General features: G+C 52.4%; 16 protein-coding genes. All 16 read right to left on the bottom strand.

Going from position 1 to position 17187, the window contains the following annotated elements; all coding sequences use genetic code 11:
• Positions 1-21 precede the first annotated feature (21 nt).
• A complete protein-coding gene (locus tag ABX962_RS03685) occupies positions 22-501 on the bottom strand; it encodes a D-glycero-alpha-D-manno-heptose-1,7-bisphosphate 7-phosphatase (RefSeq protein WP_372716731.1) in 480 nt (159 codons plus the stop codon).
• A complete protein-coding gene (locus ABX962_RS03680) occupies positions 498-1481 on the bottom strand; it encodes a GHMP kinase (RefSeq protein WP_372716729.1) in 984 nt (327 codons plus the stop codon). Before ABX962_RS03680 ends, ABX962_RS03685 begins: the two co-directional genes overlap by 4 nt.
• A complete protein-coding gene (locus tag ABX962_RS03675; protein ID WP_372716728.1) occupies positions 1478-2173 on the bottom strand; it encodes a nucleotidyltransferase family protein in 696 nt (231 codons plus the stop codon). Before ABX962_RS03675 ends, ABX962_RS03680 begins: the two co-directional genes overlap by 4 nt.
• On the bottom strand, positions 2161-3135 hold the full coding sequence (locus tag ABX962_RS03670; RefSeq protein WP_372716726.1) for an SDR family NAD(P)-dependent oxidoreductase: 975 nt from the start codon (positions 3133-3135) through the stop codon (positions 2161-2163). Before ABX962_RS03670 ends, ABX962_RS03675 begins: the two co-directional genes overlap by 13 nt.
• A 13-nt stretch (positions 3136-3148) precedes the next feature.
• Positions 3149-4633, bottom strand: a complete 1485-nt coding sequence (locus ABX962_RS03665; RefSeq protein ID WP_372716724.1) for an O-antigen ligase family protein — start codon at positions 4631-4633, stop codon at positions 3149-3151.
• Positions 4634-4645: 12 nt separating this feature from the next.
• Complete coding sequence (locus ABX962_RS03660; protein WP_372716722.1) at positions 4646-5725, bottom strand: glycosyltransferase family 2 protein; 1080 nt, start codon at positions 5723-5725, stop codon at positions 4646-4648.
• 15 nt (positions 5726-5740) lie between these two features.
• The gene (locus ABX962_RS03655; RefSeq protein WP_372716720.1) at positions 5741-6895 is read right to left on the bottom strand and encodes a glycosyltransferase family 4 protein; all 1155 of its coding nucleotides are present in this window, start codon (positions 6893-6895) and stop codon (positions 5741-5743) included.
• Positions 6895-8373, bottom strand: a complete 1479-nt coding sequence (locus tag ABX962_RS03650) for a hypothetical protein (RefSeq protein WP_372716718.1) — start codon at positions 8371-8373, stop codon at positions 6895-6897. The genes ABX962_RS03655 and ABX962_RS03650 overlap by 1 nt, the downstream gene beginning before the upstream one ends.
• Positions 8354-9199 carry a class I SAM-dependent methyltransferase gene (locus tag ABX962_RS03645; RefSeq protein WP_372716716.1) on the bottom strand — a complete coding sequence of 282 codons (846 nt, stop codon included), beginning with the start codon at positions 9197-9199 and terminating at the stop codon, positions 8354-8356. The genes ABX962_RS03650 and ABX962_RS03645 overlap by 20 nt, the downstream gene beginning before the upstream one ends.
• A gap of 91 nt (positions 9200-9290) precedes the next feature.
• Complete coding sequence (locus ABX962_RS03640) at positions 9291-10301, bottom strand: class I SAM-dependent methyltransferase (protein ID WP_372716714.1); 1011 nt, start codon at positions 10299-10301, stop codon at positions 9291-9293.
• Positions 10268-11554: a polysaccharide ABC transporter ATP-binding protein gene (locus tag ABX962_RS03635; RefSeq protein WP_372716712.1), complete on the bottom strand. Its 1287-nt coding sequence runs from the start codon at positions 11552-11554 to the stop codon at positions 10268-10270. Before ABX962_RS03635 ends, ABX962_RS03640 begins: the two co-directional genes overlap by 34 nt.
• The gene (gene asnB, locus ABX962_RS03630; RefSeq protein ID WP_372716710.1) at positions 11551-13308 is read right to left on the bottom strand and encodes an asparagine synthase (glutamine-hydrolyzing); all 1758 of its coding nucleotides are present in this window, start codon (positions 13306-13308) and stop codon (positions 11551-11553) included. Before asnB ends, ABX962_RS03635 begins: the two co-directional genes overlap by 4 nt.
• Entirely contained in the window at positions 13272-14240 is a 969-nt protein-coding gene (locus tag ABX962_RS03625; RefSeq protein WP_372716708.1) for an NAD(P)-dependent oxidoreductase, read from the bottom strand. The genes asnB and ABX962_RS03625 overlap by 37 nt, the downstream gene beginning before the upstream one ends.
• Before the next feature lie 97 nt (positions 14241-14337).
• Positions 14338-15141, bottom strand: coding sequence for a methyltransferase domain-containing protein (locus ABX962_RS03620; protein ID WP_372716706.1), 804 nt, complete (start codon positions 15139-15141; stop codon positions 14338-14340).
• Positions 15142-15265: 124 nt separating this feature from the next.
• A complete protein-coding gene (locus ABX962_RS03615; protein WP_372716704.1) occupies positions 15266-15982 on the bottom strand; it encodes a cytidylyltransferase domain-containing protein in 717 nt (238 codons plus the stop codon).
• Positions 15961-17187, bottom strand: a 1227-nt coding sequence (neuC, locus tag ABX962_RS03610; protein ID WP_372716702.1) for a UDP-N-acetylglucosamine 2-epimerase, incomplete at its 5' end; no start/stop codon positions are given. The genes neuC and ABX962_RS03615, both read right to left, overlap by 22 nt.

Raw genomic sequence — 17187 nt, 5'->3', positions numbered from 1 at the left:
TCTGCCTGTGTAATTCGAGAATCATGCTAGTTGCTCCACGTCGCTGATCCGGCCATCGTGGACTTCGATGAATCCCATTTTGCAATGGAACGCCAGTTGACGGTCCGATTCGGAATCACCAATCATCAGCGAACGTTGCACATCAATGTCCCATTTGTCGCGTGCGGCATGAATCATGCCTGGCTGCGGTTTGCGGCAATCGCACGATCCGATTTCATGAGGGCAAACAAAGACGTCATCGATAAATGCTTCTTTGGCAGCGAGCTCGGCAACCATTTGTTCGTGGATCGCATCCACTTTCGCTTGGGTCATCAATCCACGTGCGACACCACGTTGGTTGGTTACCACGATGACCAAGAAATTCATTGCGTTGAACAATCGGATCCAATCGATGGTGTTATCGATCCAATGAAACTCGTCCCAACTACGGATGTACTCACCCGGATTGGCTTTGACGTTGATCACGCCGTCGCGATCTAAAAAGATGCAGCGGCGGCTCACCAGCGATCTCCATCGACAAAGATGACTTTGCTGCCCTCGGGTTCCATGCGAAACGGAACCTCGGTCAGATCAAAGAGGGCTTCACGCAGCTGTGACTGCAAATGGGGCTCGCAGAAAAAGAGCACAAATCCGCCGTCGCCGGCACCAAGCAACTTGCCTCCGAGCGCACCCGCTTCCATGCCACGATTGTAGACGGCATCAATATCCCCGTTGCTGATCGATGACTCGAGCGTTTTCTTGGTTTCCCAAGCGTCATGTAACAAGCGTCCAAAAGCGTTCAAGTCGCGGCCTTCGGAAAGGATGTTACGCATTTGGTGAGCGATGCCACACAATTGACGAAGCGCGGGCCGCCGTGATTCACAATTAGATTTTTGTTTCTTCAGCACACTGCTTGCGCGTCGCGTTTTGCCTGTGAAAAACAATAGCAGTCGTCGATTCAATTCCTCCCACGTTCCGCGTCGACACACGACGGGGTCGACAAACACAGTGCCATCGGGGTGAAACTGAATGAATTTCAGACCACCAAAACCAGCAATGTATTGGTCCTGTTTTCCAATCGGTTCTTTCAGAATATTAATTTCGATATTACAGGCTTGTTCGGCCAAACGTTTCGCGGTCACGACGTGTCCGTTTAAAACATGCAGCGCATGTAACAAACCCACTGTGAAACTGCTGGACGATCCCATCCCGCTTTGGCCTGGCAAATCGGCAACCGAAACGATTTCTAACCCTTTGCGGATATCCAGCGATTTAAGGCATTCACGCACGATCGGATGTTGGATTTCATCGGGGGTATCGACAAGCTCCGTTTGCGAGTAGCTGACGCGGAACGAGTCACCAAAGCGTTCTTTCACAGTCAGATACATGTATTTGTCGATCGCGGTGGAAATCACCGCACCCGGTTCCTGGGAATGGAACACTTCGAGATCCGAGCCACCGCCGGCGAAGCTGATACGAAACGGAGTACGAGTAATAATCATGTGAGTTGATCCGCAATTCGCTCGAGCCGTTCAGGGGTGCCAATGTCATAAAACCGTTGACGCGTGACGTGTCCGAACAGTTCTCGCTTGGCGATAAGTTGGGGGAAAATCTGTTGTTCGAGCGAGACTTGCCCGGTGGGAATCAAGTCGATTATGGAACGCCGGAACGCGAGCACACCTGCCTCGACAAAGCGAAGTGACGGATCGCCCGCCGCGTCCTTTTTGTACTTGGCGATAAAACCGTCCTCGTCCAAACTTATGTTATTCGTAACTCCGGTGTCTTCCTCGTGATTGTCATACACGGTCACGACACCGGTCGCGGATGAATCGGCGAGTGTGTTTAGCACGTCCGCATACTGAATTGGTAAATACGAGTCACCGTAGATCACTAGAAACGTTCCGGCGAGTAAGGGGCCAGCTTGCCGCAACGCCCCGCCAGTCCCCAGCGGTGTGGTTTCGCGAGAATAGTGAATCGTCATCCCCAGGCGAGAACCATCGCCAAAGTGGTCTTCAATCTGTTCACTCAGATAGCCCGTTAACAAGACAATGTCAGTGATCGATTGCTGCTTTAGCAATCGCAGTTGGTGTTCCAGATAGGGTGTCCCGGCAATGGGTACCATCGGTTTAGGAACCGTTTTAGTTAACGGCCAAAGCCGTGTACCTAGACCGCCAGCGAGGATTACGGCTTGCATGTCGGTTGGTTGATTTCTTGGAGTGTGTTTTCAATGGCAAAGCGGATCGCTTGCTCTGAATTATGTTTCGCCTGCCAACCGAGTTGGTTGATCGCCGAGACATCTAATAAAAATCGTGGCACGTCACCTGCCCAACCCCCTTCGGTTCCCGTGTACTCGAATTTGACGTTTTCAAGATTCATCGCGGCGACCATCAATTCCGCGATGCGGTCGACCGTAATCGAGTCACTGCAGCCCAGATTGAAGGTGTTGATCGGTTGCTTGGCATGCTCGATCGCAAACAGCATCGCCTCGACGCATTCGCTGCTAAGCAAATACGATTTTGCTTGTTTTCCATTGCCAAGAATCGGCAATGTGGTTGGATCGTCGAGTAGTTTGTGCGCGAAGTCAGCAATCACGGTGCGACCGCGAGAGCGAACTTTCTTGCCGACGATATTGGCAAATCGAAAGACCCAACACTGCATGTCAAATAGATGTTGAAAGGATCCGACCAGCGCTTCGCAAGCAAGTTTGCTGGCACCGTAAAGTGAGATCGGGTGCGGTGCTTGTTGCTCGCTGATGGGCAACGTTTCGCAAACGCCATAGACTGCCGAGGTGGACGAGAATGCCAGTTTCTTGATGCCATGGTGTCGCATCGTTTCCAAGACGGCATAGGTCGCAAGCGTGTTCTGTTTCAGATCCTTGTCGGTGGCATCGCCAGGGGTGAATTTGACATCGGGGTTGGCGGCGAGATGGTACACCATTTCCGCCGAATCCATTGCCGCGTCTAACGTCGTTGGGTCAAGCAGATCCCCTTGGATGAAACGAAAGTTGGCGTGGGGCAACAGCGGCTCAATATGTTCTCGGCGACCGCTGCTAAGATTGTCTAACACGGTGACGTGATTGCCTCGCGCTACCAACACCTCGGCCAAATCCGAACCGATACATCCGGCGCCACCTGTGATTAAAACCTTGCTTGACATGTTATCTGTTGATTTAGGTACGAAGATGGCTGGGGTATTCACGCAACGCACCAGGGCTTCTTGACGCGATCACGCGTTGCGAGATTCGTGGTCGGTGATGTAGGAAAACAATCGCTGCGGCTACGATAAACCAGATACCCTTGGCCTGGAACTGTGTCGAGGTAAATGCGGACGATAGGGTCATCGTGACAAGCAGTCCCAAGGGCAAATTGCCTCGGTGACGCTGTTCCCAGCCGATATACGCAAAGGAAAAAACGAAGGCGGTAAACACGATGATTCCTGGGATTCCATTTTCCGCAAGTGTTTTGAGCCAAGCGGAGTGGGCGGCCTTTTCGACACCGAGTTTTCGTTTGCCAAGTCCATCGGTGTTTTTTAAATTAGCCCAACCTCGTTTGAATCCTCCGGTGCCAATCCCCAATGGATTCTCTAAAAATATTCGCCAAGCACCGATGGCAAAGTCGGATCGGCTACTGGTCCGTTCCGCAGCGGTGTATTGATCATCGAATAATTTGTCAATCCGTCCCACCGATCGGTCGCGAAGATTCGGAAATGCGTTGATCACGATGACCACCGCCAGCACCCCGACCACGATAAACTTGAACCGCCTTGTATTAGATCGTACCGAAGTCAAGACAAATAGGATGCATGCGCTGGCCACTAAAATTCCGCCACGACTACCAACCAAAAAAGCCCAGCAGCAATTGACGGCAAAAAGCACAAGCAGGGCTGTCCGCGCCCTTCCTTCTTTTGATTTTCCGGCGATCGCGAAACAGGTGGCAAAGATGCCGGTCAGAAAAAAGTAGGTCAGTGCATTGGGATCGATATAGTTGCGATCAATAATGTCTTTCGCGATGTACTCGGCACGAGCTTCGACAAAGCTCAATTCATCTTGCATAAAGAAAAATGCAAGACCGCCAAACGCCGACAGCGTCCCAATGGAAATCCCCAACACGTACCAGAGATGCGAGTAATTTCGGCAACGGTAGAAATACGCGAGCAGTCCAAAAACCGAAACCAAATTGAGTAGATGGAGGATGCCGTCTTTTAAACCCGGGGTCAGGATTAATCCACCAAATAGGATGAATACGTAAAACTGAAGGATTCGGGTGTGAGGATCCTTCTGACGCAATTGAAGGGGGATCGTAAGTAGGATGACCAGGACGAGCCAGTAGTTAAACGTGTTGTATCGCAGCACGCCCGTGGTCATCAGAAACACGCGTGAAAGTGCATCGACCGAACAGATGGCGCTTACCCCCAGAGCCCCTACCAGCGGATGGCGAAGACCAATCATGGCCATCGCAAAACCGCATAGAGTGACCAAGCCCAACGCGGCTTTGAAACCGATGATCACGGTGCTTAGCCAAAGCAATGCAACGCCGAACCCGATCCATAACGCGGCATTTTCGGCCTTGGTGTTTTTCGGCAGCGCGGCATGCTGTCCAATCGGAGGACGCGCTGGGGTAGCGAAGGGACGATGCGATGCTAAACCGGCCGACATTTTTATTCGTAATTAACCTGATTTTCGTTTTGGGCTGCGGCGAAATAGACGATCGAAGAAGAACATTGTTCTGCCACGCACGAAATTCCATCGCCGCTTCATTTGTCCCGGACGGACGAAGGTCAAGCTTCGTAAAACGGTGTCCAGACCAAACGCGTACACGAACCGCATCGTGTCGAGAACGGTGCGATTCTCTAAGCAACGTTGGTGAATGTCGTAGGCGTTTTGGATACCGGCATAAGCGATCACGTAACTATTGGGGCGTCCTGCTTTATCAGGCAGATGCAACACATGTGCTTTTCCTGCCAGCATCAGTTTTCCATGCCGTCCCATGCGAAGACTGACATCGAGATCCTCGCCCGTGCTGTGCCCCCCAAAGGCCTCGTTAAACTTCACTTCGCGGATCACCGACGTCTTCCACATCATCGCACAACCGCTGAGCCAGTCGCCTTGGACCACTGATTCGGTGGGCGGCTGGAAGATCCAGGGGACCGAGATTCCGCCTCGAGTGTAAGTACCGGGTGTTAAGTGGGGGACGATTCGGAACAAGCGGCGAATACGCCACAACAACGGCGGCGTTTTATTGCCTTGTCGATCATGCGCGTTGATCCCCACCACTTCGTCTTCGTTGTCACGATAAACTTGAGCCATCTCCGACAGACATCGCGGTTGCAGGACAATGTCGTCATCAAAGAACACAAGCAAATCGGTTGCAACCCAACGCAATGCAAAATTGCGTGAGCAGGTCAAGGTTTGAAACGCACCTTGAACGCGAAAGTAAAATACCTCGTCCGCTAGATCCGCGATCTGGGAATAGCCCGCAATTCGCTGTTCCGTTTCGTCCCCAGGACTTGCGTCCACAATCACAAGACGATTCGGTTTGAGATCTTGCTGGGGCAACGAGTCGAGAAAACGAACACAGCTATCAGGGCGTTTGAACGTGCAAATACACACGGTCAAACCTTTGTGAAGCGGGGCTGCTTCGTCGGGAAGTGTCGGGATATTCTGTACCCTGACTCCATCGCGAATGAACGTCAAAATGTCTTCGCTGTGATGGGCGTCAACCCGTCGTTCGGTTATGGAAGCACTCATGGAAATTGGATCTGTCTAAGCGGCCATCTGCGAGTAGGCTTCGATGCATTGACGATAAAAAGCTTCATTCTGTGATCGAAGTTTATGGATCGAAAAAGTCTGTTCGATGCGGGCGCGACCCGCCTCGCCCAACCTTGCGGCGACTTGGTCGTTTTGCAGCAAGCGAATGATCGCGGCACTGATCTCATCCACATTATCAGGGTCGACGAGCAATCCATCTTGATCATCTCGCATCAACTCCGATCCCGCTCCGCGTTTGCTAGCGATCGTGGGACAACCACATGCCATCGCCTCCAGCGGTGCTAATGCAAATGCTTCGGCATAAGATGGGAACACAGCCAAGCGGGCTTGGCGAAGGACCTGAAACAATGCGTCGCGTTCGAGATGTCCGTGGAAAATGACATGTTGCAGCTCATCACTGCTCAGAAGCGAACAGAGGTACTGCTGCATCGATTGGCCATCGATTGTAGCACGGTCTTTTCCGTAGACATGTAGCTTCGCGTCATTGCATTCTGCGAGCACTTGATGCCATGCTTTAAACAGGGGAATGACGCCCTTCTTTTCGGTCAGTGTCCCAGTGAACACGACATCTTGATTCGAAGTTCGATTGCCGGCAACTGCCGGTTGAATTTCGACTGGATTGTAAAGGATTGCATCGGGGCCACGACGCAGCTTAAAGAGATCTCGAGTTTTGGCCGCAGTGTAGTTGCTAACCGAGCACCAGTAGTCGACGCGGCGCAGCGAAGCACGTTCAAGCCAGTAGGTGGTGTTGCCGACGGAACCGTTGATTTCCGCGGCAAAATAGCTAGCCGATCCATTAAGTCTCGCTACCACTGGCACGGGGAGTTTCGGCCATCCTGCAGCCCAACCGGCCCAATCGGGCACCTCCACGATGTCCACTTCGCCGTTTTGACACCAGCGAGAGATGTGTTTGTACAAATGGTAACGACTCGTGATCGCCGCGATGGGGCCGGGAGGTCGCCGAAATCTCCACACTCGGACTCCTTGGTCTTCTTCGTAATCCGCCGACGGATAACTTCGTGGGTACATTCCCGCCACGCGGACCTGATGGCCTGATTGGGCCAATTCTCGTGCCAGGACTTGCACACAGGTTCCGATTCCTCCATGAGGCCCGGGCGGATATTCGTTACAGATGAAGCAGACTTTCATTAGGCTTGGACTGAAATTTTTTGCAGGACTGCTGTGATCTTGTCACTTGAACGTCCAATCGGCAGATCAAGCTCGAATTCGACGAACCTCTGTCGTTTCTCGTGGTCGAGTGAAGGATCCGCAAGGTAAGCGTTCACGTGCTCGGCCAACTCGTCCGGCGTGCCTGCGAATCGTGCCGCTCCCATTTCGACGACGGGACGGTAGTGCTCGAATTTGTAATAGTAATCTTTCAGCGGCACACCAAACGGCGGCGGCGACATCGTATTGAAGCCGATGTTCACGACCGGTTTGTCACGGATCGCAAAATCGAGCGTCATGGTGGATGCTACATTGATATTCAAATCTACATGCTTGGTCAGGTTCGCCAATAGTTGAATGTCCTCGCTCGAGGGAATCACGGAGGTCCAATCGCCCGGAATTGTCTGCAACCAGCGAGGCTTGCTGTAGATCAACTCGGGATAGTCGCGGCAAACATCACCGTAACGAACACGTTCATCGGCGCGAGTCACGGGGGCGGGGCGCAGCAGTACTTGCGGATTACCCTTGATGCGTCCCGAGCTGACCAATTCCATGAGGACCCGAACATGGTTTTGGTCTTCGGGGGTCGTGCCGGGCTCGCCGCCGGAGTAGCAAATGATCGGTCGCGACGGGTCCGCCCCGACTTGGCGACAGAATTCCTCGCGTGACCACACCAACGATTCATCCGCATACGGATCGAATTGCGGAGTCCCGACGACATGAATGTTTTCACCATTGACTTCGGGATAATATTGCAGCAATTCGTCACGCATCTGGTTGCTCCATACCAGAAAATGATCGAAAGGTGCCGCGATGCGTCCTTTGCTGGTGATGTTATCCCAGCTGAAGATAAACGTCGCCGTGGGGATTCCCATCGATCGCGCTGCCAGTGCCGCCGGAATCACTTCGAGACAGCGTTGATGCGAACAAAACAGGACCGTCGGGCGAATCTCTTCAAAGAGCTTGACATATTCGTCGACACTTTCCAGCTTTGCAGCCGCTCGATCATGCCATTGCAATAGCTTGCTAATCCGATGAGGCGAGGCGGACATCCAACCATAGGCACGCGAGGCATAGGTTTGGATTCGACTGCGTTTATTGCCTCGGACCGGTATCTCGCGAGCGTATCGCATCGCCATCGTGTCATTGAGATGCAGATGGGCATGCGACAACGATCGACGCAGGAAACGCACCAGAGGCTTGTCTCGATAAGGGATGCACTGTTTCCAGTGCACACGATTGTCTTGCGATTTTTGATACGCCGCGAGGTGTTGCTCGGGAATATCGTGAAACGCGTATACCTCACCCAAATCGGCGGCGCGATCGAGAAAGGAGCCGAGGACGAAGTTGCGAATCCCGACACCATCGGGAAAAAATGCTGCAGTTTTCATCTGCCCCATCTTAATCACCGATGTCTCGTTATCGACTTCCGAAAGGGCATTATTTGATTGCAATAACACGACCTAGTACTCGTTTTAGTGGTAATCGAGAGGTAATCATTTTGCACAGCGGACGGGGAAGACAACCTACCACTGATTCAGCCGCCACCACCGGCCACAGAGGCAATTTGATTAATCTGCCTTTGACCCACACGTAGGGAATCACCCGAGAGAACCCCGCCGCTTTAAAGACGCGTGCCAGCTCGGTGGTCGTGTATTCTTTCAAGTGTAGTCCGGTGGGTTCATCGTCGTCAAAAAATTGCGAGACATCATGAGGTCCCGACAATGCATTTGGCGTACGGCAGATATAGACTCCGCCGGGCGTCAGGACCTCCATCACATTTTTAAGATGGATGGCGGCGTCATCGGGATGTAGATGTTCGAATAGGTCCTTGCTGTAGGCGACATCCACGCTGTTTCGTTTGATTGGGATGTCACTGCCATCGGAGATCACCAATTCACAGTTTTCGGGACATCCGGCAATGGTCATGATCTCTTCAGAAACATCGACTGCATAAGCTTGCTCAACCAACTTTGCGACGCCGAAGGTCAACGCGCAATCGCCCGGTCCGATTTCCAGAAAGGTGCTTTCGGGAGTTAGGAATTTGCGAAGAAAGGGAATCGTGCTGGCAACACGTCGCGCACGTCCGTTTTGTTCTTTACCACTGACAAGGGGATGGTGTTTGACGCGTTGAAACAACTCGTCATAGACCTCCGAATAAAGCGTCGCACGTTCCTCGGCCGACGCGTGACGCAATCGATTGGCAAGTGCCTTTTCAATCTCGTAATGTTCGCGTATTTCCTCAATCGTGCGGCCATCATTTTCCAATACTCGTGAACTCATCATTTTCCCCCCGGCGGATGAACTTCATTGTTTAATCAAACTGTGTTTTGTCGTAGTCGATGGTTTCGTTAAGCTGCGTCCTTTGGCTTCGGCTCTATTTTGGTTTTGTAAAAATCATGACAGTGGTTTGTTTGGGAGCCAGCATGTCGTCTGGATCTGAATTGAAAGCTTGCAGACGTTGCGAAACCCATTTGCGAGTCGAAGCGAGATCGCAATCCTTGTTGACACCCCATTTTTTTCTGATTGGATTAGGGAATAACGAGATTACGCCCTTGGCTGCCTTTTTGAAGGTGATTCGCTTATGGAATTCGCACCGCCGTGTGAATTCCAGTCCGGCCGTCTTGGCGGCCGCTTCCCATTCAAAGAGCCGGTATTCGTGTTCGCCATTTTCGCGTCGCGTGAGCACGATGTCGCTCGGATACCCGTTCGCTTTTAAAAAATGAGGCGAGTAAACGTGGTCGAGCATCGTGTTGACATCATCGTCCGTCACCGAATTAGGATGACAGCGATCAAAGCAGATCAATACTCCGCCAGGTTTCAGCACGCGGGCGCACTCGGTCATCGATCGCGCCAGGTTGTCCGAATGATGCAGCGAATCATGTTCAACCGCAAAGTCGAGTGAATTGTCAGGAATTCTCAGATCGTCGAAGGACCCGATCACAGGAACAACTTTTGTCGCATCCTTGCCGAGCACCGAGGCGGCTACGATCTGGATTAACACATCGAAATTTTCGCAGACTTCCAATCCCATTACGGCTTTGACATTGGCACGTTTGGCCGCCACGGCTGCTAACAAGGCACAACCCGATCCGAGCTCAATTCCATAGCCTTGAAGAGGTTGTTCGAGCAGATTTTGCTCGACTAAATCCACCAACTCGCTCATCGTAGCTTCGGTCATGTAAACGTAGCGTCGGCTAATTACCTCTGCGCTTTCATCGGCAAGCTGAGTCGCCAATTGGTTTCGATAGCTAACCTTCACGGCGGATTCCAGTGCCGCCTCGATCGGCCAGCGAATGGCCTTCTGCGTGACATGGTAGTCGGTGATCAATTCATCGACCGTTTGATGTTCATTCAAGATGTCTGAATAGATGTCTTCAGTTGCCATGCTTTGCTCCGCGTATCCTCATTTGTTTGAACGGTCCAATTTGTGTTTGGATTAATCATCGCATCGACCGGACTGCTGTCGCCGAATACATCCAAAGGAAACGCGTTGGATAGATGTTTGGATGTGTCGACATCGGCCATCATCATTTTGAAATAGACCGAGTACATGCCGGGGCTCAACCACAGTGGGGGAAAGCTTACCGATACTCGATGCTTGCCAGCAGGTACGTCTGCGCTGAATCCAAGCTCTTCACTCGTTTTGCAAACTCCGAGCAACTGCTGGTTCCGCATGTCCGAAAAGAAACAAAACAGGCGAAATCCGCTGACCGTGTTATCGAACTTGAACGTCGTTGAAATTTCAAACGGTTCGGAATGGTTCAGCGAATTGGATTCACCGCTATCCAAAGCAATACGTCCAAATACACTTAGTTCATCATCTTCTTCGGGCGACTCATTGGATCCCAATAAACCCAAATCGGCGTAGTAGTCTTGGATCACCGTTTGCACGTCACCTTGCGATACAACCTGACCTCTACGAAGCATGATTCCTTGGGTGCACAGCGATCGAATCGCTGCCATGTTATGACTGACAAACAGCACAGTGCGTCCCTCTTTAGCAACCGACTCCATTTTGCCAATACACTTGTTTTGAAACTGAACGTCGCCGACGGCGAGTACTTCATCGACCAGCAGGATCTCGGGTTCTAAGTGGGCCGCGACCGCAAAGGCCAAACGCAAATACATCCCGCTGGAGTAACGTTTGACCGGGGTGTCGACAAATCGGTCCACCCCAGCGAAGTCAACAATCGCATCAAATTGTTTTTTGACCACACTGCGAGGCATTCCCAGAACGGCTCCATTGAGAAAAATATTTTCGCGTCCGGTGAGTTCAGGATGGAATCCAGTGCCGACTTCCAGTAAGGATCCGACGCGTCCGCGAAGATCCACAAAACCAAGCGTTGGATCGGTAATTCTCGACAGTACTTTCAGCAGTGTACTCTTTCCGGCTCCATTGGATCCGACAATACCGACGACGTCGCCACGCTTGACTTCGAACGAAATGTCTTTGAGTGCCCAAAACGAATTGTTTTCGCGTCGTTGCCGTAGTTCTTTTAACCCACCACGGACCGCACCGACTGCGCTCGTTGACAGATCCACCAACGATTCACGTAGCGTGCTATAACTTTTTTGTTGAGCGCCAATGCGGTATTGCTTGCCAATGCCCTCGGCGTGAATTGCCAGATCCGATTTCATGATGCGACCAATTGTTTCATCGAGTTACAGCAAAGGCCTAAGTTGATCCATTGCCAGACGTAAAAGCTATTGTCGCTTTCGCCTTTTTGATATTCATCCCATTCATTGCGCACCGAGCGAGCGTCGAGCCACTGGCCTCCGTACGTTTCTAATGCAGAGTTGATGTTTGCATCGGCCCAGTCTCGCAGGTCTTCGCGAAGCCATTCACGCTGAGGTGTTTGTAGTGGACGCTTAGGAGCTTCGACCACGCCGCCGGGCATCAAACGAGCCACGATCTTGCGAAGCAATCGCTTCTGGACCCCGTTGGCGATCTTGCGGTCGGCAGGTTGACGCAGCGCCAATTCGAATAGCCGATGATCAAGGAAGGGTTCGCGAAGTTCGGTGGAAGACCGCATCGAGATCCGATCGTTAAATCGTAGCGCCCGGGGGATCTTGGTGTGCATGGCGTCGCGGTATTGCAGGTTTCGCAGTGCATCGGGGTAGCGTGTGGGGGCTTGGAAGGATTCCGCAACCGCCGCAAATTCTTCGCTCAAACAGTTCGGACGAGTGGCTCCTTTCTTGGCCGCTTGTACCGTCCCCACGTCTTGGATTTTGGCCGTTCCATCAAGAACGCGTTTGTAATAGTCGTAGCCAGCCCATTGTTCGTCGAGTCCTTGGCCATCCAACAGGACGATGACCCCTTCGGCGCGGGCGCGGGCAAACAATTGAGCGTAGGCAAGCGTCGGCATGCCGCCGAACGGTTCGTCTTGGTGGGATTGCACGGACTCGGCCAATTCGGGCACGTCGCTTGGACGCAGCGTGCACTGGATCGATGGATGTTTCGTGTGGGCCAACATCTGATGGACCCATGGCAATTCATCATACCGATCATCGCCCGTAACAAACGTAAACGCTTTGACTTCGCTCGATTCGCCCTGCAATTCTTGAACCAACCCCAGCAGCGCCGAAGAATCCAGTCCACCGCTTAGATTGACACCCACAGGGACGTCCGAGCGGAATCGCAGACGAGTGCTCTCTTTTAGCACGGCTAGATACTCTTCGGCTACCTCGTCTTCGGATCTTGTATCCAGCGTTTGCCCGGAGCGCTGGACCAAATCGTACCAGCATGAGATGTTGAGTTGATTGTTTTGGATCGTCAGTTGATGGCCCGCCGGCAAGGACGCCACATCACGCCAAAACGTCCGCGCGCTGTGTTCGTAGACCCCCGCGGCTAAGTACGTCGCCCAAGCGACGGTGTCCGGCTGAGTCACCAAGCCGGCCGCCCGTAGGGCACGAATTTCACTGGCCAAAAGCCATTGACCCGAGGCAGATTTGGCATAATACAGCGGCTTGACACCAAAGCGGTCACGGGCCGCAAACAGTCGCTGCTGTGTCTCGTCCCAAATCATCAGCGAGAACATGCCGATGAAATGATCCAAGCACGATTCGCCCCAACGTTGATACGCAGCCAAGATGACTTCGGTATCGCTTTGGCTGCGGTAGGGATAATCGCTCAGTTCGGCGCGAAGTTCGACGTAGTTATAGATCTCGCCGTTAAAGGCGATTTTGTATCGCCCGTCCGCCGAGGACATTGGTTGCGATCCGGCATCGGACAAATCAATGATGCTGAGTCGGTTGTGACCCAAACCTGCGGTTTGCGCTGGATCGATATAGATACCCGACGCATCTGGCCCACGATGATGTTGGCTGGCCACCATCGCTTCGAGATCGTCTCGGGCTACCGAGTTACCGAAGATTCCTGCAATACCGCACATAGTTTTTCAGCGAGAAACATTTCTGTCTTGATCATCGATTCGGTGGTACATCCGCCGATATGGGGTGTGATTAAAAGTTGTCGATTTTTTCGGGCATAAGCGACGAGGGGATGATGTGACATCCCGCTTGTTCGTTCGTCGCTCAGAACATCCACTGCGGCTCCTGCAAGCTTGCCGCTTTGTAATGCGTCTAGCAACGCTCGTTCATCGACAAGTTCGCCGCGAGATGTATTGATGAACCAAGAACCCGACTTCATTCGATCGAATTGCTCTTTTCCAAAGAAGCCTTTGGTTTGTTCGTAAAGGTTGACATGGAGCGTGACAATGTCGGATTGCTCGAGCAGCGAATGCAAAGGTAACATTTCGACGTATTCGGGGACTTGGTCTTGTTGGACATTGGGGTCAACGGCGATGACGCGTGTGTCAAACGCGTGCAAATATTTTGCGACCACGCGGCCAAGTCGACCGAACCCGACAATGCCGATGGTCTTGCCATGCAATTCACCGCCACAAAACAGGTCTCGATTCCAATCCCCCGCGATCACGTGTTCCATCGCGGCTGGCAATTTGCGTAACACGGCCAATATCAATCCGATCGTGTGTTCTGCCGTAGCACGAATCTCGCGAAGGAAGTCGACTTCACCACGCAGTGAAATGACTTGGATACCGCGACGACCGGCTTCTTCCAAATCGATGTGATTTAAACCTGTCGTTGGGCTGCAGATGAATTGTAAGTGACGTCCACGATCAAGAACCTGTTTATCGATCTGGTGGCGAAGACGAATCCATAGCACGTCGGCATCTGACACCGATTCCAGCAGCCCAGGGCGATCCAAATCATCAAGCGAGACATCCGCGACCTGTTGCAGACTTTCAGCAGCTATAGCCGAAAACTGAGCCGACTCAGAGATCAGTAGCCTGGGACGACTCATTGGATGGCCTGCCTGTTTGCACGGCACACAACGGGTGCAATACTGGTTGTTGGAAAACAATCTGACATGTCTGGCTTAGGATCGATCAGCATCCGACTCACGGCTTCCTGAAACAGATTATTGGGTCTCTGAGAACGGTGCCAACGTCAGGATCAATAATCTGATAGCCCGTCTCTTTCAGCATCTCACATGTCCTCTCAACACCAGCGTGATACCACCTTCTTGGTCGTGGTGTGTTGTCTTCATCGAGTCTACGAATGATTTGATTTCCAGTGCGTTTCAGTTCAGATTTCACCAGTTTTCGAAGTACGAAATTGAGTGGCGAGAACCGCCGCTGCTTCTGGCCAAGCGCGGTCCAGATACTGTAATTTTCAATCGCTTCGATGGTTTCATTCCATTTCTCGTAGTCTGCCACCATCCAGAAACAATCGGCGCCACTCTTCAGTTTAGGGAATAAATTCTGGGCGTAGGCTGTTACTCCATCAAAGGACACGTGGCACAAACAGCCAAATGAGAACATGTATGTAAAATGGTCGTCGGGTAGCTTGCTGCATGTAAAATCTTCGACTTGCATGTAATTGACGTTGGATGCGTCGCCAACGTACTCAAAGAACTTGTTGTGCTCTGCCGAAAGTGCATCCATTGTCCAGACCTCTTTGGCTCCCAACATAGCGCGAGTCCACGCACCTCTGCCTGGGCCAATCTCTAACGCGATCGTTTCATCGTTAATGTAGGGTCTGATGCAGCGTAGCGTGGTTGCATGCAAGACACTCATGAACCCCAACTGTTGGTACGATGACTTCGCCATCGGGTTGAGAGGATCGCCCTCGTAATAGCCTCCCTGCCAGACACCCTGAAACGACTCTAGTTCTTTTGCAAATGCCTCTGTCATATTGATCATCCCTAAACTAAGTATCCAGCGTAATAGCCAGCTGCCAAAGGAAGACTTGGCATAGGTAAATACGGGTACAAAAAAAATGTTCTAACCGACAAGGATCTGAAACCGCCTCGCTTCTCGATCGGCCTCATTCCGCTGCCCGCTCGCGATGGTTCAAAAACTCAATCAGCCACTCGGCCATGACAAGGTCGAACGGAGTGTCGATATTGCAGGCTCGCTCCACTGGCACAATCCAAGCACGGCAATCCTGACCTTTGAAGGAATGCTGTTCCATCAAGACCGATGTTCGCGTGAGATAAACCGACCCTTCTCGCAAATACAGAGGGCGTAGATCTTGGCGGCGTTGTCCTTCGAACTCCTCGGCGAACGGGGGATCGATCACATGACCGCCGTCGTCAATAAATTTCATGCGGGCGGGATGTTTTTCGCCGACGTCGACGAAAGAGATCACCGAATCGGCTTCGGTTGTTTCGAGCAAATCGATCGCGCCGTCAATGTCCGCAGCTAATCGCAAGGGATGAGTCGGTTGTAGCGTAAACACGGCATCGTAATGTTCCCCCTGCGACTGGACAAACTGCACGGCATGTTGAATCACAGGCAACGAGGGTGTGTCATCTTTGGCCAATTCGGCCGGACGCATAAACGGTACGTCCAGTCCACACTGTTTGCCAATTCCCGCAATCTCGTCGCATTCCGTGGTGAGAATGACGCGTGTCAGTCTCGATGCGGCCAAGGCGGCTTCGGCGGTGTATTGCAGCAAAGGTTTTCCACACAACATTTGTACGTTCTTACGCGGTATTCCTTTGGAACCGCCTCTTGCGGTTACGATTCCAAGGACACGCATGCTTTGCTTTTCCCGTTGGTCGGTTCGGTGGATTGACCATTCGCCGAGGCTGCCTGTGCCGTGCTGCTGGCGGACTCGGATTCTCGGTAGATGTAGTCCAGTCGCTTTTGCACGTAGGGATCGAGCGTGGCAAGCGATGCTGCAATTCGGTCGGATACATAGCCATCGCCATACAATTCGCTGGCGGGATAGCGCCCCTTGGTCACTTGATCCAAGATCGCTTGTTCGATCGTTTCAACTTCGGGAGCAACAGGAGTCACGTGCTGATCGGTTTCGCGACCTTCTTGCCGATTGCCCACCAGGACAACGGGCGTGCCGAAGAAACCCGCGTCGCGAACGAAACTGCTCGAGTTGCCGATCGCACAAGTGGCATTGGCAAGTACTTGTAAATAGTCTTCGGGCATCAAGTTGATCAGCGTACGCAACCAAGTTGGGTTGTGTTTGTCGCGAAATCGCCGAATGGTTTTGCTGACGTGATCGCTGCCGGCGTCGATGTTGGGCCACATTAGTAGCGTCGGCATGCCCACCGCATGTAGCGCCGTCAGTAGCGATTCCATCTGTTTTGCCTCGCCTCCGTATTCGGTCGTCGTGGGGTGAAAGATCACCAAGGCATAAGGATTGTTGATGTCGATCGAGGCCCCGCTGCCTTTGGAGTTGATCAAATTCTGGCAATCACGTCGTTCCAGAGTGCGTGCGATGTCGCTGCTCGGACAACCGATCGTCAAGATGGTTTCGGGTTTCTCGCCCATGCGTACGAGATAGTCGGCAGCACGCTGGGTGCTCGGGAAATGGAAATGAGCGAATTTGCTGATGGCATGGCGAGCGCTTTCATCGATCGACCCCGAGACTTCGCCGCCTTGGATATGGGCGATGCACAGGTTCATGTACGCCGCCGCCATCGTCGCTGCGAGTGCTTCGTAGCGATCGCCGATGATCAAGACGACATCGGGATCGAGTCGTCGAAATTCGCTGGCGAATTCCACGACACCGAAGCCGAGCGATTTCGCCATTGTGGTGGGATTGGAGCCTTCGAGTTCGACGTAGATTTGACCACTGATTTTAAAGCCGTCTTGTTCGACGACCCGTACCGGAAGATAAAACCGCTCCAAAACCATCGTCCCTGCTGCCAGCACTTGACGCTCGAGTTCGGGTTGCGATGCAATCGACTGCATCACCGGTTTCAAGCGTCCGTAGTTGGCTCGGTC

This window comes from Novipirellula sp., from assembly GCF_041583735.1.
Taxonomy (GTDB): Bacteria; Planctomycetota; Planctomycetia; order Pirellulales; family Pirellulaceae; genus Novipirellula.
Note: the sequence above shows the minus strand (reverse complement) of the source record. Positions and strands in the feature narration are given on the sequence as shown.